This is a genomic window from Flavobacterium esculini, assembly GCF_048284325.1.
Classification (GTDB): Bacteria; Bacteroidota; Bacteroidia; order Flavobacteriales; family Flavobacteriaceae; genus Flavobacterium.
Map to the genome: position 1 here is coordinate 104,793 of NZ_JBLVPI010000010.1, position 21,323 is coordinate 126,115.

Annotated in this window: 10 protein-coding genes; all 10 read right to left on the minus strand. The window is 36.8% G+C overall.

Annotated elements, in window-relative coordinates; genetic code table 11:
* Positions 1–166: 166 nt before the first annotated feature.
* Positions 167–3,571, minus strand: coding sequence for a glycosyl hydrolase (locus ACNQGG_RS10390; protein ID WP_417963709.1), 3,405 nt, complete (start codon positions 3,569–3,571; stop codon positions 167–169).
* Between the two features lie 126 nt (positions 3,572–3,697).
* Complete coding sequence (locus ACNQGG_RS10395; protein WP_417963711.1) at positions 3,698–7,057, minus strand: glycoside hydrolase family 2 TIM barrel-domain containing protein; 3,360 nt, start codon at positions 7,055–7,057, stop codon at positions 3,698–3,700.
* Positions 7,058–7,175: 118 nt separating this feature from the next.
* Complete coding sequence (locus tag ACNQGG_RS10400) at positions 7,176–8,288, minus strand: glycoside hydrolase family protein (protein ID WP_417963713.1); 1,113 nt, start codon at positions 8,286–8,288, stop codon at positions 7,176–7,178.
* A 252-nt stretch (positions 8,289–8,540) separates the two neighbouring features.
* Positions 8,541–10,181 (minus strand): hypothetical protein, encoded by a 1,641-nt coding sequence (locus ACNQGG_RS10405; protein ID WP_417963715.1) that lies wholly within the window; start codon positions 10,179–10,181, stop codon positions 8,541–8,543.
* A 49-nt stretch (positions 10,182–10,230) separates the two neighbouring features.
* Positions 10,231–12,432, minus strand: a complete 2,202-nt coding sequence (locus ACNQGG_RS10410) for an alpha-L-rhamnosidase-related protein (protein ID WP_417963717.1) — start codon at positions 12,430–12,432, stop codon at positions 10,231–10,233.
* Between the two features lie 34 nt (positions 12,433–12,466).
* Positions 12,467–13,327, minus strand: coding sequence for a hypothetical protein (locus ACNQGG_RS10415; RefSeq protein ID WP_417963719.1), 861 nt, complete (start codon positions 13,325–13,327; stop codon positions 12,467–12,469).
* 43 nt (positions 13,328–13,370) lie between these two features.
* Positions 13,371–14,951 (minus strand): sodium:solute symporter, encoded by a 1,581-nt coding sequence (locus ACNQGG_RS10420; protein ID WP_417963721.1) that lies wholly within the window; start codon positions 14,949–14,951, stop codon positions 13,371–13,373.
* Complete coding sequence (locus ACNQGG_RS10425; RefSeq protein WP_417963722.1) at positions 14,948–16,012, minus strand: Gfo/Idh/MocA family protein; 1,065 nt, start codon at positions 16,010–16,012, stop codon at positions 14,948–14,950. Before ACNQGG_RS10425 ends, ACNQGG_RS10420 begins: the two co-directional genes overlap by 4 nt.
* A gap of 401 nt (positions 16,013–16,413) precedes the next feature.
* Entirely contained in the window at positions 16,414–18,918 is a 2,505-nt protein-coding gene (locus ACNQGG_RS10430; RefSeq protein ID WP_417963724.1) for a right-handed parallel beta-helix repeat-containing protein, read from the minus strand.
* 464 nt (positions 18,919–19,382) lie between these two features.
* On the minus strand, positions 19,383–21,299 hold the full coding sequence (locus tag ACNQGG_RS10435) for an alpha-amylase family protein (protein ID WP_417963726.1): 1,917 nt from the start codon (positions 21,297–21,299) through the stop codon (positions 19,383–19,385).
* Positions 21,300–21,323: the final 24 nt, after the last annotated feature.

Below are 21,323 nucleotides of genomic sequence, written 5' to 3' on the forward strand. Positions count from 1 at the left end.
CGTTCAACGGATTAAAATCCGTTGCTACAATATGTGTCGTTCCTATGGAACTCTTACATTACTCACTAGAGCCATCGGCTCGAAACATTTTGTAAGACTGGACTTTAGTCCAGTTTATAAAGCTAAACACGATAAAAAAGAGCCGTAGGCTCGGTACATGTTATATCTATTTTTCTTTTATAATCGTTACTGGTCCTAGCAATCCCGCTTTCAGCAATGGATTCCCTTCTAATCTAAAAGGAGCCGTTGTCCAGGTTAATCTTTCTTCTTTTGGTAACTTTTGGTCGCCCATTAATCGATTTGCCCAAGTATTGGTGATTTTTATAACGAGTGTATTTTTTCCTTTTTTAAGTGCTTCCGAAATATCCACTTTATAAGGATAGGTCCAAAGTGTGCCACAATCTTTCCCATTGATACTGACCTCAGCTATATTGGCAATTGTACCTAAATCCAACCAAATTTTGTCTTTGGACTTTCCTTTCCAATTCAATTCCTTTTGATAGGTTGCAGTTCCCGAATAGTATTTGATATTCTCGTTTTCCGATGTACTCCAGTCAAAAAGTTTGTTGATTTTAATCCTTTCTTTTGGACCATGAAATGAAGGGTCAAATTGTAATTCCCAATTTTCATTCACCACTTGTACCGTTTCAAATTGAGTTTCGTATTGATTTCCTTTAGCCAAAACAGCTACGGTTTCTTGTTTAAAAATAACAAACCCAGATTCATTTGCTTCTAACGCTAATGGAATTATCGTGCGTCCATTTTCTACTTTCCAATTCGCTAAAGCAGTTGTTTTGTCCGTAACTGGATTGTACCATTCCGGCATTTTCCCAACTACTCGAAACGAAGCTTCCAATTGTCTTTTTTCCTCTTTTTGATTCGATAGAAAATAAACATCTTCGGTTTCCGATTTACGGTGTGTCCAAGCGATAGTTTCTGCATTGGCTCGATTTAATTTAGGGAAATAAACATCTTGCTGGATTCCAATGGATGTAAAATCATTTCCTAAATAAGGAAGTTTAATTATTGTTCCCTTTCCTATTTTCCGTGTAGTTGCATTGGAATTGTTATTCCAAATTTCATCTACTATAACTTGCCAGCTTTTGTAATCCGCGTCCGAATGCATTCCCGGTTGCAAAGTCGGTTTTTCGTCAATAAAAACGGTTGCTCCTTCTTTTACCAATTCCAATGTTTTTTTGGCTACAGCCAAAGAAATCATTTTATTAGGTGCCATTTTATGGCTTCCCGGAAATAGTAAAGCACTATAGGAAATTCCTCCTGCGAAAACAACTTTCCCATTTTCTACTTTGGCACTATTTATTAAAACGTCAGCATTGAAAGAATCGTATTGATACCCATTCATAGCGTTTACCCATTGCGACAAATCGGTAATATTTTTTGAATAGGTAACTTCTTTTGGCATTTTAGCGGTAGGCTGTCCTTCATTGGCCAATCGAATTGCTTCACTTGCCACACGTTCTTGTCCAAAAACATTAGGAATAAAAGGCAACAATCGATCTGGAAGCAGGGAACGTGAAGGAAAATCTTCCCCAATAAAAACAGCCAAATCAATCACAGGCTTCCCTTTTTGCAATTGAAATTGAACTCTTTGACAATAATCCACCCAAGCTTTTCCAGGTTTCCACCAGGTTTGATCTCTTTGAAAATAAGAACCAACACCGTCTAAAGTCATTCCCGGTTTTCGGTCCGTCCATGGATTATGCACAAAAACATGATAGAAAAATCGGTTAATTCCGAGCGCATAATTTCTATCTGCCAATGTTTTCAAATTCCCCGGATGTTCGTCCCAATCCATTCGCAGTTCCGTAAAAGCTTCTGCTTGAATAATAGCTTTGCCATAAATATGCCCTCCAGAAATAGCGTCCAGCATATCGTTAGGTTTATCATGCGTTGGACTTCGCAACCAAAATTCACCACCTGGATAATCAACATATTTATAATGCAATAAGGCATCGCTAACCATTGTTGGCGCTACGTTTTCGGAGCTAAACATTACGTTTGCTTTTTTGGCTTCTTGAGCAATGGTGCCAAAGAAATTATCCGCAATTAAATCGGCAATCGTTTTCCGAACATCATACAATACTTTTTCAGAAGTTTCCGCACTCTCAATTGGAATCCCAGCCATAACAGGCAAATAATCTACAATATCATATCCTCTACGTTTTTTAAATTCGGCTTGAAAAACAGGTGACCAGTTTTGACTGCCGCATTCCCAACTATCGAGATGCAATATTTTAATCACTTTCGCTGCTAATTCCGGGCCAGCAGTACGAATCGCTTCGCCAAACCAATGATCTAGTTGAAAACGAATCGTTTCCGGATTAAATTTATCTACTTCTAATCCTTTTCCGGCTCCACCAGTGGCATTCATGTGCCCGGTAGAAGTATGTCCCATTCGAACAATCTTCCACTTTCCTTTTGGCGCAAGCCAAGAAAGATTTCCTTGAGCATCCACAAATTTTGAAATATTGAGCATTTCTGATTTTGAAACACAATCAGGTTTTGGAATTTGAACGGCTGTAGTTTGCGGACTCAAACGCCAAATCGCGCCTGATTTTCCTTCAAAATTATCAATAAGCGATTGATTGGAAAGTGTAATTCGACTCACTTTTAAGTTCTGTTTCCATTTAGCTGCATCCAAATCTTCCGCGCCTGGTTCGGTTCCGGTTGGATCATAGACCAATCTGAAATATTTTGCCGTTACTGGTTTTATGGTATGCGTAGACGAAGCATCGGTATCTTGCCAGCCGTGGCGTGGCGCAATTAGCCTTTCGTGGAATTTAAAATTAATTCCGTCACCGCTCGTTTCTAGAATTAATCTTTGAGCCTGATAATTGTTGCCTTTGGTTTCAACTAAAATCGATTTGCAAGTAAAAGGTTTGTCAAATTCATATTGAATCCATCCTTTTCCGTCTAATTTGAAATTGCCGTCTTTCTTCACATCAGCTAAAAAGGCAACATCGGTATTTGCCACAGAAGAAGTCACTTTAGGCATTTGCTCTTGTGAAGTAACTACGGCTTCTTTGATAGGAATGGCAAAAGTGGCGATGTCTTTATAATAGCCTTCATAGCTAGTAGGAATCGGTAATTTTGTATGAATAGTAGTTCCCCCATTTACGAAAGTGTCAGTCCAAACTATCTTTTGCATGGACATTTCAGGCGTAATCCAAGGACCACCAGCAACGGCAAAACCATCGGCAGCATGAAAAGCGATTTTCAGTCCCAAACGATCCGCTTCCGTGAAAGCAAATTTGACCAAATCCCAGAATTCCGGACTCAATTGCAAAACTGGCGGATCAATTAATGGCGGATTCGTTGGCCCTTTAATTGTCATTAAATAGGCGCCTGCAATTCCCGCTTGTTTCATCGCTTCTAAATCGGCTGTGATGCCTGGTTTCGAATAGGCACTTTGCATCCAATACCAATATACCCAAGGTTTTGAGGATTCGATTGTAGGCTGAAACAAGGCGTTTTCTTTTTTATGAGTTTCCTGTGCAGAAACACATCCCGCAAGAAGTAAAATAAAAAAGAATATTTTTTTTTGAAACATTATTGTTGTTATTTATATCTACTCTTTCATTTTTAAAAATTTGCCGAATCTGCTAAATCTGCGTGAAAATTTTGGCACGCAGATTTAACAGATTTACGCAGATAATAAAATAAAAGTCCTTACTTATTAATATTTAAATTTCTTCAGGCTACTCTCTAAACTGTTTTTTGAAGCTAAAAAAGGAACCAAATAAAAACTGTATTGATAATCTCCCGAAGGAATCTGATATTTTTCCATAGGTTGCGCTACAGGAGACCAACTATCATTTCCACCAACACCCATTTGAATTAAATCGATATTCACGGTCAAAAAACCTGGATCTTTTAAATCAAAAGTATGGGTGGCTGCGCTTAAATTTTCTTGGGTATAAGGCCACGCACTCATACTTAAAACTTTTGCATCATTGACAACCAATAATCCTTTATTTTTTTGAGGTGTTGTAAGCGCCATCCACCTTACATCGGTTCTGTTTCCATTTTCTTGTGGCTTTACATAATGCTCAATAAAATCATTAATTGGCAACGAATATTTCCCTACAAACGATCCAAAACTTCTGTCGTTATAATTCTCCAATTCTCCTTTTCCGTACCAAGAAATTTGGTCAAACTTTCTTTGAACTCCCATTTGCATCCCAATTTTCGGGATGTTTGGTAATTTATTGGAAGCCTTTAAACTGTAATCAACCTTTATCGTTCCATCTTGTTTGATGTTGTACACTACACTAACATTGGCACTATCCTTTATAATTTCGTAATCACTGATGATTTTAATTGCCGCAGTTGACTTATCAATTTTGATATTCGTCAATTTCGGTTTCGCTTTGTACCACTGTTTCAAAACCTTTTGCGATTTCCATCCTCTCTTGTCATTATCCGTAAGTGGTCTAACAAAATTAGGCAGTAATGGAGAAAAAACCTGCTCTTCTCCCTTGAAAATATACGAAGTCAATGCACCATTCACTTTGCTGATATTGATATCAAACGTTTTCCCATTGATTTTAAATTCCGAATCGGATTCAGAAACATTCGCAGCATTTTCTTTTGTGGCAACATAAGTAACTTTTTTCTGCAATAAAAATTGATCGGTTGCCACGGCATACCCTTTTTTCTCCCAATCTTTATCTGCGGAAAGTTGGAATTCGATATTAAGAAAATACTCGGCATCGGTTTTCATTTTTGGCAAATACGGATTCACGTTCAAAACCATAGATTCACCTGCTTCTAATTTGAAAGGTTGTAGTTTTTGTGTTTTTATAACATTACCGTTTTCCAATATCTGTAAAACCGGAATATAGTCATTTAAAGATTTTACCGCCTGACGGTTTTTAATCTCCAATTGAAAACCTTCTTTTAAAGTGGAAACGACAGGCTGATAAACCCATTTGTTTTCGTACATCGATCCTTTTGGCTTTCCATTAGAATCAACTAAACCTTTCGTATTGAAATTCCCGTCATGGTATTTTTCTCCAAAATCACCACCATGAGCAAAATATTCCTGACCTGTTCGTAAATCGGTTTTCAGCAATCCCTGATCTTTAAATTCCCAAATACATCCTCCTATAACTCGTGGAAGTGAGCGGAATTCATCCCATAATTCTTTTAAATTCCCCACTGAATTTCCCATAGCGTGTGAATATTCTACGAAGATAATTGGTCGGGTATCTTTCTTTTGGTCGACCAAAAATTTAGGCGTAAAAACTCCGGGATAAAAGCGGCTTACCATATCAACATAAGGTTCGTCTTGCGGATTTTCGAATCGATAGGCGTGATCAATCGTTTTAGGATACCTCGGATCGAGTGGATCAATGTAACCGTCCAATCTAGGATTTCCCTGTGCAGGTTCGTAATGTACCGGGCGCGTAATGTCAAAATCGTGAACCCAACCTGCCATTGCGGAATGATTTGGACCTTTGCCACCTTCGTTTCCTAAACTCCAAAAAACAATAGACGGATGATTTTTATCTCGATAGACCATTCGGGTCATGCGTTCTAAATAGGCATTCGTCCATTTAGGGTCGTTACTTAATTTTCCGCCAATACCGTGGGTTTCTTGATCAGCCTCATCCATAACCATTATCCCGTATTGATCACATAATTCATAAAAATAAGGATCGTTTGGATAGTGACTGGTCCGAATAAAGTTGAAATTAAATTTCTTAATCGTAGTAATATCTTCTTTAATATCTTCTCTTGTCAAGGCTTTTCCTCGAATAGGATGATGGTCATGACGATTGATTCCATAAACGTAAGTCTCCTTTCCATTGATGAGCATTTTACCATTTTCTTTTGAAAATTCGATAGAACGAAAACCAACTTTACAGGATTTCACTTCGGTAATATTCCCATTTGGATCTTTTAATGTCATTACCAAAGTATAGAGATTGGGCACTTCTGAGCTCCATTTTAAAGGATTTTTGATGGTTTCTTTAAACATTCCAAATCGCACATTATCCAAACGGGGATAACTTTCGTTTATCATATCGATAACTGGTTTTTGAAGCGGTTCTTTGAACAAAGGCACATTATTAGCATCATATAATTGCGCTTGAAAAGTATAATTCTTGATTTTTACACCTGTCAAGTTTTCGACTTTTGGTCTTAATTGAAAAATAGCGTCTTTGTACTCCTTATCTAATTTGGTTTGATAAAAGAAATCCTGAATGCGCAGTTTTGGTTCAGCCATAATAAAAACTTCACGCTGGATTCCGCTTACACGCCAATGATCCTGATCTTCCAGATACGAACCATCAGCCCAGCGAATCACTTGAACCGAAACCACATTTTCACCCTCTTTCAAATAAGGCGTTATATCAAATTCTGACGGAAGAAAACTGTCTTCACCATATCCTAAAAATTCTCCATTTAACCAAACCTGAAAACCAGAACTCACGGCTCCAAAATGCAAGGTTATGGTCATGTCTTTCCAATTTTCGGGAACAGTAAAACTACGTTGATAAGAACCGATACCGTTGTAATCTTTCGGAATAAAAGGAGGATTTATGGGTCTAAACGGATACACCGCACTTTTGTAAATAGGATTATCGTAGCCTTTTAACTCCCAGTTGGAAGGCACTTCAATTTTATCCCAACCGGATACTTTTGTTTTATAAAAATCTTTCGAAGCTTCTTTGAGATTCACCGCATATTTAAAATCCCAGTCGCCATTAAGCATTTGGAGTCGGCTTTTTGTTCTGTCGCCTTTTAGAGCATCTTCAACATTGGTATAGGAATACCCTGTTGCTCTGGAAGGCTGTCTGTTAATACTCGTCACTGTCGGGTCTTCCCAAGGGGCAAACTCATATTTTTTATGTAATTCCGGAATTCCTGCCGGCTCGCCAGTTACGGATTGCGCTTGTATGGTGCAAAATGGAAGTATTAAGAAAAGAGTATTAAGTATTAAGACAAAAGTAGGAATAGGAATTAGGTTTGAAAACACTACAAATTTCAAACATTTTTTTACTGAAAACCATTGAACTAAATTGATCATAACACTATTTATTTAACTTATAAAATCCCCACCCCGAAAGGGAGGGAGACGAAACTGGAAAAACCCAATAAAGTTGTACTTCTAACAACTTAATACTTGATACTTCATACTTAATACTCTACTTCTTCTTTTCTAAAACAACAAAATTCGTTTCACTTTTACCTAAATCTTTCGAAGTTGCTACAGCAATTCCTCTTTGTTCTCCTTTATTCACCGCACAATAGAAATGATAGACAACTCCATCGTGTTTTACAACAAAAGATTTATGGGCAAACAAATCATCATACCGTTCAGATGATTTTATCAGGTCTTCCCCTTTCCAGTCGTTCCAGTGAACTAAATCATTCGAAACAGCAAAACGATTGAAAGCTCCGGGTTTCCAGAAAGCACCAAAATAAAACATCACCCAGGTATCGTTGATTCGTTGAATGTAAGCATCTCCTGTGATTCCTTTATGGTTATTCAAAACTGGATTTTTACCATACCGTTTCCAGGTTTTCATATCGTTTGAAACTGCCATTCCAATTCGTTCTGCGCCTTTTGCCGGTTTCAAACTATCGCCTCGGGCATTGTAATACATAATAAAATTGTGTCCCGTAACTTTTTCTTTGTCTCGAATCACCGTGTTTTTATACATCGTGCTATTTTCCCACCAACTTACTTCGGCATCTTTTGGAGTCAAAACGGGTTTATCTAATCGTTCAAATTCATGCGCTTTCGTTGGTGACTCTTTGGTATAGGCCATCCCGATAGATAATATTCCGGCTTCATACCCTTTGCTGTCGCCGCCAAAATAACTCATCCAATATTTGTCATCGTATTTTTCCCATTCGTAGCTTCCACCCCAAGTTGGGTCTTGTAATGAAATGTATCCTGCTTTTTGGTTCACATCCCAATGCGATTCATTTTCAGAAAAAGACATTACTTTTCCTAAATGTTTCCAATGCAATAAGTCATCACTTTCAGCCAACCAGGTTTCGTAGCCTCTACCTCCATAAATCAAGTAGGTCATGAACCATTTTCCATCTTTCCTGAATACGCTTGGGCAATCCATTTTATAGGAGTTGTCCGTTGGTACCATTACCAAACCGTATTTGTAAGGCGTTTTGATTTCGTTATAAATCTCCTGCATTACGCCATCTGTGATTTCTCTTTTCTTGAATTTTGTGGCGCAACTTACTGTAAACAATGCTACTATTCCAAAAACGAGATATTTAGTTGTATTTTTCATTTTTAACTTTATTCTTTTTTCGAGTTTCCTCAATTGTAACCATTATTTTAAAACTTGCCACAGATTAAAATGATTTTCACAGATTTTTTAAACTAACCCATAATCTGTTTGAATCTGTTAAATCTGCGTGCTAATTTTTTGGCACGCAGATTTAAAAAGAATTTTAGCAGATTGTTATTATCTTAAATTGCTACAAATCCGTTTTAATCTGTGCTTTACAAAGTAAACCCGTGTCATCCGTGTTCCATTTTTTTATTTCAATTCCTTCAATCGGGCATCCATAACTTCTCTATTCAATTTCACTTTTACCATTCCTGTAGGGTGAAATCTTTTTTTCAGATCAATGGCATTATAAACAATCGTGTACACATCATTTCCTTCAGGAATTAAACAAAGTGGCGTACGCATAATGTCCCACCATTTATCTACTTTAGTTTCTATTGGCAGATAGCGTGCTTCACCCCAATTAATTCCATCTTTTGAAAGTGTATATCCAATCATATTCGGTAGATGATGCCCCCAGCCTTCTGGGCCTCCATCAAAAATAGCGATGTATAAGCCGTTTGGCAACTGACTCACAATTGGATTTTCAACAAATGACGGATGTATCGTTTTTATAGGCTCTAATCCTTTATTCAAACGTTGCCACGGACCTTCTAAACTATTCGATTCGGCCAACGCCACAAACCAGCCTTTTCCTGATTTCTTCGGATAATCCGCCCAAGATTCAAATGGATAGGCTCCACTATAAAATCCGAACCATTTATCACCCACTTGATACGGAAAAAAAGAGGCCACACCCTGACGCCCTTCCCAAGGCTTTGAATCCAAACCGGGTTCCATAATGATTCCCGTATCTTTGTATGGACCGCCAATTCCGTTAAACCCATCAACAGTTGATTCACACCTCCAAATTCTTCCAAAAGAGTGATTTGGTTGAATTTCTTTATGAACGGTATAAGCTAAATAATAGCCGTACCATTTGTTTACTTTTTTATCAAAAACAGGCATATAAGACCAAATCGCAGCACGTCGATCGTTCATCGGATTGTCGTCTTCTGTGATGGCATACGTTCCACTGGCTTGCAAAATAGTCGATTCTCTTTTCCAATGAATGGCATCCTTACTTGTCCAATGCCCAATTTTGGTTTTTACACGGTCGTAATACATTTCTACCCCTTTTTCACCAGCTCTTTCCGTTGGAAACATATGGTAGCTATCGCCAACTTTTACCACACGACCGCCTTCAAAACCGCCTTGAATTCCTTCGGCACCAGGAAATCCTTCATCAATTACTGGTTTATTTTCTCCGCCAATAATTTCAAAAAGTGGCTTCTCATCTGAAAATCCTTCTACTATAAACGTTGGATTCCAAAGTTTTCCATCTGGAAATTCCACATTACGAGAAAGGGGTTGTTGATTATTTTTTATTACACCCAAGACTGCAAACAGTCCTTTTCCTTCAGGATTTATGACATGTGTTCCTTTAGGAAAAGAAATTGCATATACATTCACCGGAGGCAAACCTGTTATTGTCACTCCATTTTCAAGAACCAATTTGGCATTAGTTTGATTATTTAATTGAAGGTATTCGGCGTTATTTTTTTCTTGGAAAATACCGATAAGCACTTGTACCGATTCCTTAAATTTTAATTTTAATGGAGTATTTGTTCCATTTTTATATTTATCCAAAGGAAGTACCACGCCAGTTAGTCCTTGTAATTCTGGAGGGATTCGAACAATATTGTGTTTACTTCCAGAGAATACGTGTGCATATTGAGTTATTTTGAATGTCTTGAAATGAGACTTGACAACTTCAAAAGAAGCCTCTTGCCAGCTGGAATTTTTAACTCCATCGGTTTTTTGGCCTTGAGCCAAAACTGAAAAACTCAAAAAAACCAAGAGTAACTTATATATAGATTTACTTTTTAGACTCATTCCCTTAAAGTGCTTTATAACTGATTTGGTAATCCACATTCGGTTGTACCGTTAATTGGTATTTGTTTTTAGACAATTCTGTAATTGTTCCAGAATTAGTTTTAGGTTTGTTTTTACTTTCGAAAATCAATTTTCCTTCGCCTTCAGCCGCTTTTACTTTGATTTCTGATTTACTTACATACAAGGCCACTTCTCCGTTTGGTGTTGGCACTTTTCCTTCCATCCATTCCAATCCACCTAAATTAGGTTTCACTTCGAATTCAGCATAACCCGGAGCAGTAGGTTTTACGCCTAAATAATATTTTCCGAGCAAATAAATTGGGCTGGAACCCCAAGCATGGCAAAGACTTTTTCCATAAGGACGTCCATACATCGCTAAATGTTCTGTTCCTTTTTTCGTTGGATTGTATTCTTCCCAGAAAGAAGTTGCACCTTCTTTTAACATTCCTCCCCAATAGTCTTTCATTTCTTTCAGCACATAATCTTGTTCGCCCATGGCACACAATGCTTCCAACTCGTAAAAGCGCATATAAGGCGTTGTGATTTGAAGAATTTTATCATTGAGCAACACCTTCTTTTTTATACTTTGTTTTTGTTCTTCATTAAAATAATTGAAAAAAATACCGAACATATTAGCGTATCTGGTTACAATATCTTGCATTTTGCCGTCTATACGCTGGTGCTTCATAACGTTTTCTTTTTTATCCCAAAACACGTCAAATAATTTTGCTTTTAAATCAACAGCTAATTTTTGATATTGTTTTTGGTCATCCTTTTCACCCGCGATTTCAGCACTGACTGCCATGGCTTCTAAACTTCTCGCTAAAAGCATTTGCTCAAAACTTACCTCGCCGGTTTTTGGTAATCCGTTCGCCCAATCAATAAAAACCCAATCGCCTTCTAATGGTTCCAAGAATCCGTTTTTGTTTCTTCTTTCTAAACAGAATTCCATAAGTGATTTCATTCGTGGATAAAAAGTTTTGATAAATTTCGTATCGCCCGTGTGCAAATAGTAATCGTAAACACCCACAAACCAATACAGCGAATAATCCATTATGATATTAATATGAGCCGTCACAGGTTCTTTACCACGAAGCGCCAACAGAGTACGTTCTACGGAAGCCGAATCAAAGAATAAATAATAATTCATTAAATAACTTTGATAAGCATCACCAGACCAAACCCAACGGTCGCGTTTAATTCCGTCTATAAAAAATTCGCGGGATGTTAAATGCATCGTGTAAGCCGACACATCCCAAATTTGATTTAGTAATTGGTCTGAAGATTTGAATGCACCACGATAGTCTAATGGCAAATATTCATAAAGCATCGAAATAGAATCATATTTCACCCCTGCATCTGATTGTACCTGAACATAGCGGAAGGCTTTGGATCCATCATGTGTGTAGGTTTCGGGCTGGTTTCCATCAAAAGATAAATGGTCCAGTGTTTCACATCTGGCAGAATCCAGCGCTTCCTCCCGAGATTCACCATAATAAAGTGCTACTTTACCTTTTCCTTTTAAACCGTGAATTTTAATATAACCAAAAGTTTCTTTACCAAAATCTACCAACTGACCAGTTCCTATTTTTTCTGTTTTTTTTGCGTTCCAAGGTGTGGTTGTTAGTTTAAACCCGGAAGGCTTATTCTCTGGTGAATCAAAATTCCAGGAACCAACAGGCATCCATGGCGTACCTGATTGTTGTGCTTTTCCAGCTTCATCAATCCAAAGTTTATCTTCATTGGTCACCTTCCAGGATGCATCAGATTTAACATACTTACCAGCAATATAAATAGCTGGCAACACTTCCTGATTATATACTTTAAATGAAATTTTGTGTTTCCCAGCAGGAATTTTTATTGATTTTGGTTGCCCGTAAACTTGAACTCCATCTAAAAGTAATTGAAAAGATCCTTCCGAGTTGATTTTTACCTCGTCTAATTCTGGAATATCTACTTCTGTTTGAAAAGTTACCAAGGCATAAGGACTGTAATATTGCCAAAGCGGCGGAAATACCGCTTCCCGTTCTGTACGTCGTACTTGCATTTTATTACTTAACCAAACTTCGAAATCTCCCGGATACCAAATCCAGGTGGCTTTGTTTTCTTTTGGCTTTACCTGAGCATTTACATTAACAAAAGTAAATGCCATTACCAAAAGGAACAAAACCGTTAGAGACCTAAAAATTGAAAAATGGTTTTTCATATAAGGTTATATTTATTATTAATTAATTTATTGTTTATTTAAGTAAAATGCTTTCATCATAAGTCACTATGTATTCTTTTTTACTTTCTAATTTTTCAATACCATTTTGAGTTAGAAAATTTGGACTTACTAATATTAAATTACCTCTATAATTCATTTGATCAGGTTCGTGATAATAAATATCGAATGTAAAGCTATAGCGACCTCCATTTAATTTATCCATCACACCTATACAAGACTGAGGATTAATAATTTGCCCTATTTTCACAGCAATAGAGTTTTCCTCAATCCCTGAATAAGATGCGAAAGTTCCATCAGCATGTTCAACAACAATTTCTTTTCGTAGTACTTTTTTAGTTTCTTGAGTTGCCTCATCTTTATCAAACATTGTTAAAGTTCTTACATCAACAACAACTCCTTTTCTCATTCCAAAAACACTATCCTGATTGTTCGAATTAACAACATATTTTTTCCATTTTTCTGGACTAATACCTGGCCTAGTACCCCAATAAATCTTCACTTTTTTTCCTTTCTTAAAAGGAAGTATATAAGTTACAGTAGTATCTATATTAGGATTTAAATAACCTCGAGTTACAGAATAGCTGTATGAAAAATCAATTTTTTTATTCTTGTCAATTGGCTTCAACTTAAAAAGCAAACCTGAATCAGACGTAACATTCATTTTAGGAATATTACTAGTTTCGGAATTTTCTAATTTTGTGAAATGAATATCAACAATAAAACTCCCTATTCCTTCTTTTGTATATTTAAAATCGACACTATTATCCACATTCCTAACAGGTGTAATAAAAATTCCAGGAGCTTGTGCATGCAAACCATTCTTAATTACCAGAGAAAAAAAGATTACTAAAATAACTAATTTACTTCTTGACATATTTTTCATGTTTTATTGTTATCTAACAAAATATAAGAAATTTCTAATTAAAATTAAAAATGAGGTATAAGCTCAAAATAGTTAGTCCCAATAAGGCAAATAATATTTTCACTCGTTTGCTGGTTTTAGGAACATCAGTTTCGCTTACAAAAGTGGTTTCTGGATTTTTATCAACCAATGAAATAATAATTGCCGCTACCAACAAGACTACAAAAATGTAGAATGATATCAGTAAAAAGTGAGGCCAAGCGGTATAAACATCGGCAGGGAAAATCCATAAATACAGTACTCCAATTGACAGACTAAAAGCAGATCCCCAAGATAAAATACCATTTACGGCTTTCTTAGTAGTGCGTTTCCAAAAAATGCTCAACAAAAATACAACTGACAAAGATGGAGCAAGAAACCCTAAAACCGCCTGAAAAATGTTGAATAAATTTTGACCTTTTATATTGTCAATTGCAATCGCGATAAGAATAGAAAACACACATCCTGCTGCAATTGTGATACGACCAATTTTTATTTGTTCTTTAATAGTTGCCGCAGGATTGATTTTCTTTACGTAAATATCATTGGTGAAAACCGTACTTAACGCATTAAGTGAGGAACCAATAGTTCCCACCAAAACGGCAATCATCACACAAATTACCAGACCGTTCATTCCGCTAGGAAATAAATTGGTAACCATAGTCATATAAGCCAAATCGGAATTTTTACCTAATTCCGGATACAAAACAGAACACAGAATTCCTGGTAAAATAAATAAAGGCAGCGCCATTACTTTTAACCAACCGATAAAGTTAACTCCCAACTGTCCCTGCTCTAAATTTTTGGCACCCAATACACTTTGCACCATCGATTGATCGGTACAAAAGAATGCCACTGCGGCCACAGGATACCCTAATAATATAGCAGGCCAAGGATAATGTGCATCGTTTGCCGGTTGCACTAAATTCCAGAAATTTGCAGGTGTTTTGGCAATCAAAGCTTCAATACCTCCTACTTTTTGCAATCCTAGATAAGATAATGTAAGCGACACCACAATTAGTAAAATCATTTGGAACACATTCACTTTTGCAATGGCTTTCAAACCTCCGGCAAAAGTAAAAATCCCTGAAAAAATCACTAAAACAGTCACACTTTGCCACATGGGTATTCCTAAAATCTGGCGTACCAAAATACCCCCACTAAATAATCCCAAAGACAACCAACTTACTAAAATTTTCACCATGGCATACCAAGCCAAAATGGTTTGGGTACTGTCTCCATAGCGTTTTCCCATATATTCAGGCATCGTGCTCACTTTGCTGGCAATATAACGCGGCGCGAAAACCATTGCTAACAGCAATAAAAAAACAAAAGCATACCATTCGAAATTTCCCGCTACAATTCCTGTGGCATAACCGATACTCGCAAAAGCCAATAAGGAAGAAGGGCCAACATTAGTCCCCCACATATTAAATCCTATATTGTACCAATTAAGGGAATTCCCAGCCAGAAAAAGTGTTTCGTTTTTCTTACTTTGTTTCACACTTACCATATAACCAATGACCAATAAGGTCACTAAATAAATAGCAACAATTATAAAATCTAAGGTAGTTAACTTATCGTAGATACTGTTCATAGTCCGTATTCGTTTAGAACAGCAGCAATTTTAACTGGCATTCCGGTTTGTAAAGATTTATCCATAGCTTGCAATAAAGCAACTGTTCCAATACCTTCTTCCATGTTTGGATAAGCCTCGAAATCTTGTTCAATACTATCTGCAAAATATTCCAGATAATTTTGGTATTCACCGGCATGGTGACTTTGACCCTCAAAACGGAAATAATGTTTTAAAGTATCATCGCCCCAAGTAACTATTTTTTGCTCCCCATCTTTTGTTGTAGCCGAATAACGAAGTTCGTGATAATCCGCCTGACTTGCACCTTCTGTTGCTCTCAAAATGGTACTCATTCCACTATCTCTTTGTGCAGGTTGTGTTGGAGAAGTATAAACGCCGCTCACTCGGGCAATTCTTCCGTCGGTTGCCTTGAAAATAAAGTGCATCGTATCTTCATTTTTTAGACCTGCTACACTTCCATTACTGCTAATCATTCCGTATCCCATTACTTCTTCAATATTCGGCAAATACCATCTGATGAAATCCACTGGATGGCTTAATCCGCCATAAAGCCATTTGAAAGATTGTAGTAACGACCAGTCTTTTTCCAAAAACCAACGGTGATCAGCATGATAATGCGCTTCAATGGTAATTAAATCGCCAATTAAGCCCGCTTCAAAATCGGCTCTTTGTCTTTTCGCCGGTTCAAAAAATCGAGAACTTTGACCTATAAAAACCTTTTTCCCTGTTTTCTTGCTCAGTTCCAATAATGCTGTGGCATCCGAAAGGTCGTCAATGAAAGGTTTCGTGCAAACCACGTGTTTTCCGTGCAACAAAGCTTGTTTTACGTGCTGAGCATGCAAATGATCCGGCGTATAAATAGCGATGATATCGATTGCGCTATCATTCAATAAATCATCATAATTTGTTGTATAAGAATGAAAATCGAATTCCTGCGCTCTTTTCTTGCACAATTCCTCATTCCTGTCACATATTTTTACCAACTCTAATTTGGAACTTTTCAAAGCTGCCGACATCGTGCTGCGTCCCTCTCCGAGACCGAGAATAGCTATTTTTAACATTTATTCAGATTTTCCTCTCTCCAGCCCTCTCCGAAGGAGAGGGAGCCGAAACTGGATTGAAATATATTAAGTATTGGCATTATACTTTCTTTTTGGTGCAAACAATTCAATTACAAATAACACTGTTTTTTATTTTGGCGTGACCCTCCGTAAAAAAACTACGGGTCGGGCTTTACGTTCCCGCTTTTTTTCTTTGGCGATAAAAAAATCGCCAAAGAAAAAAGAGCTCCACTGCAATCCCTCACGCGGTGCAATTACCAACTCAATCATTTTAATGGACGGATTAAAATCCATCCCTACAATAGTGCCGAGCTTACGGCTCTTTCAAGTAAAGCTCTTTAGGTACGATTATCATTGCATTCCTCTTCCCGCTTTTCTCTTTTTTCTTTGTTCTTTTTCTTCTACAACTTCTTCAAAAACATCCAGGTTTCTCCCGGTTTTGTTCCTTCAATTCCGGTTTGATATTTTTTCATTAATGCGTTCCAATCGTCTACACGCGGATTATTTTCGGTTGTTTTTGGATTCAATTTATTTAGGCTTTCTCCTTTTGGAATACTGATAACCAACATTAATTGTCTTCCATTTTTGAAAACCTGCAGTTGCTGAAAATCGGCATTGCAGAAACCTTTGGCAATTTCTGGCCACTTTTCGAATTGGGTTGTGTGGTAATCCACGTATTCTTTTTGCATTTTTTCGTCTTCGACCAAATTTGCCGTCAAAACGATGTTTTCCCATTCGGATGCCGGTTTTACCTCTTTGCATCTTTCGAAATTCTGGAAATCATAAACAGGGTTTTCATAAATTTTAATTTCCAATGCCGGAAAAGCCAAAGCCAGTTTTCTTTTCGTTCTTTCGGGCTGATTCATTTTTCCATAAATCACCACATGATTTTCCCATTGGTACAATTCTTCGCTTACAATTCGGAAACCTTTTATGGTCGATTTGATTTTTTCTATATCAAAATCCTTCCCGATTAATTCGATTGCTACGGATTTTGGCATTTCCTGCAATCCCCAGGCTTCGTCAACAACAACTTCTTTAGCCAGTAAACTGCTGTATGGCGCTCGAATTCCTGCATTTTCCTTAATTTTTGGATCAACAAAAGGATAATTGTCTTGCCAAACATTCCCCGCAGGGCCATTGTTGTTTTTCAGAATTTTTTGAATCGGAATCCAGTTGTTTTTGATCGTAAAATGCTGGCTTCCTTCATCGGTGTACAAATACAACCACAAAAATGGATCGTGTGCATACGGACTGTTATATACTTTGTCAATATAATTCTCTTCAATCCTGCTATCTGGTTGTGAGGAAAGCGTATAAATTCCTGCCACATCGTGTAAATGTTTGGCATAATGATGAATTTTGTTGGCTAGAATTTTGTTGTTTCGCATCACATTTTCGGTGTGTGTCCAACCCCAGCCTACGGCCATTCCGGTATAAGAAACATCCGAAATTTCATTGTGCTCAATCGTAACATTCTTGACAAAACCGGCGCTTATTCCCAAAGTTCCCCAATCCTCATTGGTCACATTGGTAATCAAATTATCAGAAACCACTTCGTCCGAACAAACTACTCTATCATCTTTTACAGTATACGGCAAATGTGCTTCGAAAGATTCTTCGGAGAAAACGCCTAAATTGATGCCGCTTCCGCCAATGTCTTTGAATAAATTTCCTTTGATAGTATTGTGATTGGTTCCTTTATGCAAATCCATTCCCGTGGATGATAAATGCTCAAAACTGCACGATTCGAATTGGGTATTGTTGGCATAATTTACTTCCACGGCTGCTCTTGGTCGGCCTACCCAAGCTTGGTTTTCTAAACTCGCCTGATTGGGTGTTCCGGGTATTTTCAATTTATAAGCATCCAGCAAATACATTCCGGATTGTAAAGGAACATGACCTTGTTGCGAAGGACGAAGCCAATTGCTGTATTGAAACGAAATTCCCTTAAAATTAAAATGATGCACGGGTGAATCCAAAGTACCTTTAACTTCCACTAAGTTTTCCAAAACAGGAACCGTCACTTTAGCTGAATTCATATCCTCTCCTGCTCTTGGAATATAATAGATTTTAGCTTTTTTTCTGTCCAAATACCATTCTCCGGATTCGTTCAACATCGAAATTCCATTGTTTAAATAGAATGCTGAATTCCCGTTATTTTTCGAAATCCATGGTGCTGGCCAAGGGTGTTCACTTTGGATACGGCTTTCAGGGTGTTCAAAAGAAAGTTTCGCACTGTCTTTTTTTACTTCGATATTTTTGATACGCAAATTGGCAATCGCCCACCATTGCACAATAAACAGTTCCATTCCGGGTTCGAACTTTATGGATTTATCTTTATAAGGAATCCAGCAGGTTTGCGAAGCTGCATCCCAAGATAAAATACGGTCCATTTGAGTTCCTGCAGTACTTTTGGCTCTTACCGCTTTTTTACCGTTCACCCATAACTGTCGATAGTTGATGATTTCACCTGCTTTTTCAGGTGCATCAGCCACCCAAACCATTCCTGTTTTTAATCCATTTATGGAAGTTGTAGATTTTTTCCAGTTTTTTATTTCCAATCCGCCGCTTAGTATAGGTTTTGCATTTATATCAGCTTCAATAGTAGTGGGACTTTCAGCCGTTCCTGAATCTTCAGGTCTTACAAATAAAGGCTCTTCTAAATAATAAGTGCCATTCATTACTATGATATGAATACCTCCTTTTATTGAGGAATCCTTTAAGCGACGCATCTCTCTCGCTTTTCTAAGTGCCCTTTGCACGGTAGCCAAAGGACTGGACTTACTTCCTATGTTTGTGTCATTTCCCTGTACAGAAACCCAAATTTCGGCAGCGTTTACTGAAAACAGCATTCCTATTATGAAAAAAACTAAAAATATGCTGCGCACTTGTTTCTGATTCATTTTGTATTTTAAAACATTAATTGTTTAATTGACAAATATAATTTTTTCTATACACTAAGCATCAATATATTTAATTTTTTTTTGAGTCCTCAAAAAATAGTAACTAATTTCTGAGAATATTGCACTTAAATAACAAAATAGTTGCTTTAAGTTAAAATCAGCTCCTTTTAATTATTCCTTTTTTATTTTTGAATGGCAGAGGAATTAGTTCTCCAACAAAGCCTTATGTCGGATCATAAAAAAACTCCCTTATTTCTAACGGAGTTCTTAAACTTTCTTTTTCGATATTTTTAGGATTTACTTCTAGCTCTACCCTTGTAAAATGCTTCATACTCTTACCCAAATTTTTTTCGTTGAAATTGCATTCGAGCCAAAGGTTATATTGTAATTTATAAATAGTTAATTTATGAATTCTAATCTTTAATCAATTTTCATAAAAGCTGATGATCTTTATAACCTACTTATTATTCTCTAAGCCATAATACATCATAAGCACCTATAAAGTTTTTTTCATGAATCTCCATTTCGCTTTCCGTCAGTAAATTAAATAATTTATTTTCGTTCAAATTGGCAAATAAACTGCTTTCGAAAAAAGTATCAAATCCAGAGAAATTTGCAATAACATAAACGACATCTTTATTATCCGTTTTTTTATACACTAACAAATGTGTGTTTTCATAATCAATATATTCTAAATCATTAGAATCGGCAAAAGCAGGTGTTTGTTTCCTGATTTCAATTAACTGTTTTAATTTTTTGTAGACCTGAGCTTGTGCCGATGGAGCATCTTTTATGTTTTCGACAAAACTCCAATTCATTTTAGAACGGTGCAACCAGCGGTTATCATATCTTTTGCTTTCATCATTTAAGTAATCATAATTATTTGGCAACGCAACCTCATCTCCGCTATAAATCATTGGCAAACCACCTAAAGACAAAATAATGGCATGTTGTAAGTTAATTCGTTTTATGGCTAATTGAATTTCATTTTCATTATTTTCTTTGAGTGCTTTTTCAAAACCACATAATGCCGCCATGGAACCTGAAATACGCGCATTACCCGTTTCATGCTCTATCATAAAGCGTTGTCCAAGTGCAAAACTGCCATTAAACCCATCACAATAATGCTTTAAAACATACAACCGATGCTGCAAACTATCCAATCCAAGTTCAGTAACCAATTTGTCATCAAATCCCAATCCGATGTCATCATGACAACGGGCATAATTTATCCATGTTGTGTTTCTTGGTTTCTTAGGGACTGCATTCATTGACTTTTTCAGCAAATTAGTGTTTCCTGTAGCCATAGCTTCCCAACTCAATGCCATAAAATTAGCATTATAAGCAATGTCGCATTCATCTCCTTGAGCTAATCCTTCGCCAAAATATTTTATAATTTCTTCAGGAGCGACAATCGCTTCAGCAATATAACCCACACCCGGAGCTACAATTTGACCACACAATTTAAAGAGTTGTAACAAAAGATGAACTTCTGGCAGGTTTTGATTAAACTTTCCTATTTCCTTCCACATGAAAGCTACGGCATCTAACCGAAAAACATCTATTCCTTTATTGGACCAGAATAACATAGTGTCTATCATTTCAACTAAAACCATTGGATTCTTATAATTCAAATCCCATTGATACCCATAAAACAAAGTCATCACCCATTGATCACTCTCCGGCAAGTAAGTGAAATTTCCAGGTGAAGTATCCGGAAAGATTTCAATCATTGTCCGTTCATACGCATTCGGTAAATTCCGGTCTGGGAAAAAATAGAAAAAATCTTTGTATTTAGGATTTCCTTTACGAGCCTCAACTGCCCATTGATGCTGGTCTGCACAATGATTGAGTACAAAATCCATAATCAAATTCATGTCGTTTTTTTGAAACTCTTTTACCAAAGCTTCAAAATCCTTCATGGTTCCAAATTTAGGATTGACTTCGCGATAACTGCGGACTGCATAACCGCCATCATTTTCAAATTCCGGCACATCCAAAAAAGGCATCAGATGCACTGTATTAATTCCCAAATCCCGGAGGTAAGGAATTTTCTCTTTCAATCCATTGAAATCAGTATCAAAGAGATCTACATACAACATCATTCCAACAATTTTCTCACTGGAATACCAGTTTGGATTAGCAACACGTGTCAAATCACGTTTCTTTTGTAAAGCAGAACGCTCTTCAAAATTCTTGACCAAAGACAGCATCAACAATTCAAACGCCTCCTCTTTATGAGGACTATACGCATATAATTTTTGATATATGTCACTAATAATTGGAAAATTTGCTCCCAATCTTAAATGAAAATTCTTGTCATTGACTTTTACATCATCTAAGAAAAAATTCAATTTTGATAACTTTTCGGCCTGTTGCATGTTTTTATAATTTTTTCACCAATT

What these genes read in the sequence shown, in the direction of transcription:
- ACNQGG_RS10390 (WP_417963709.1), bottom strand. Translation starts at nt 3,571, where the DNA reads ATGTTTCAAAAAAAAATATTCTTTTTTATTTTACTTCTTGCGGGATGT.
- ACNQGG_RS10395 (WP_417963711.1), bottom strand. Translation starts at nt 7,057, where the DNA reads ATGATCAATTTAGTTCAATGGTTTTCAGTAAAAAAATGTTTGAAATTT.
- ACNQGG_RS10400 (WP_417963713.1), bottom strand. Translation starts at nt 8,288, where the DNA reads ATGAAAAATACAACTAAATATCTCGTTTTTGGAATAGTAGCATTGTTT.
- ACNQGG_RS10410 (WP_417963717.1), bottom strand. Translation starts at nt 12,432, where the DNA reads ATGAAAAACCATTTTTCAATTTTTAGGTCTCTAACGGTTTTGTTCCTT.
- ACNQGG_RS10415 (WP_417963719.1), bottom strand. Translation starts at nt 13,327, where the DNA reads ATGTCAAGAAGTAAATTAGTTATTTTAGTAATCTTTTTTTCTCTGGTA.
- ACNQGG_RS10420 (WP_417963721.1), bottom strand. Translation starts at nt 14,951, where the DNA reads ATGAACAGTATCTACGATAAGTTAACTACCTTAGATTTTATAATTGTT.
- ACNQGG_RS10425 (WP_417963722.1), bottom strand. Translation starts at nt 16,012, where the DNA reads ATGTTAAAAATAGCTATTCTCGGTCTCGGAGAGGGACGCAGCACGATG.
- ACNQGG_RS10430 (WP_417963724.1), bottom strand. Translation starts at nt 18,918, where the DNA reads ATGAATCAGAAACAAGTGCGCAGCATATTTTTAGTTTTTTTCATAATA.
- ACNQGG_RS10435 (WP_417963726.1), bottom strand. Translation starts at nt 21,299, where the DNA reads ATGCAACAGGCCGAAAAGTTATCAAAATTGAATTTTTTCTTAGATGAT.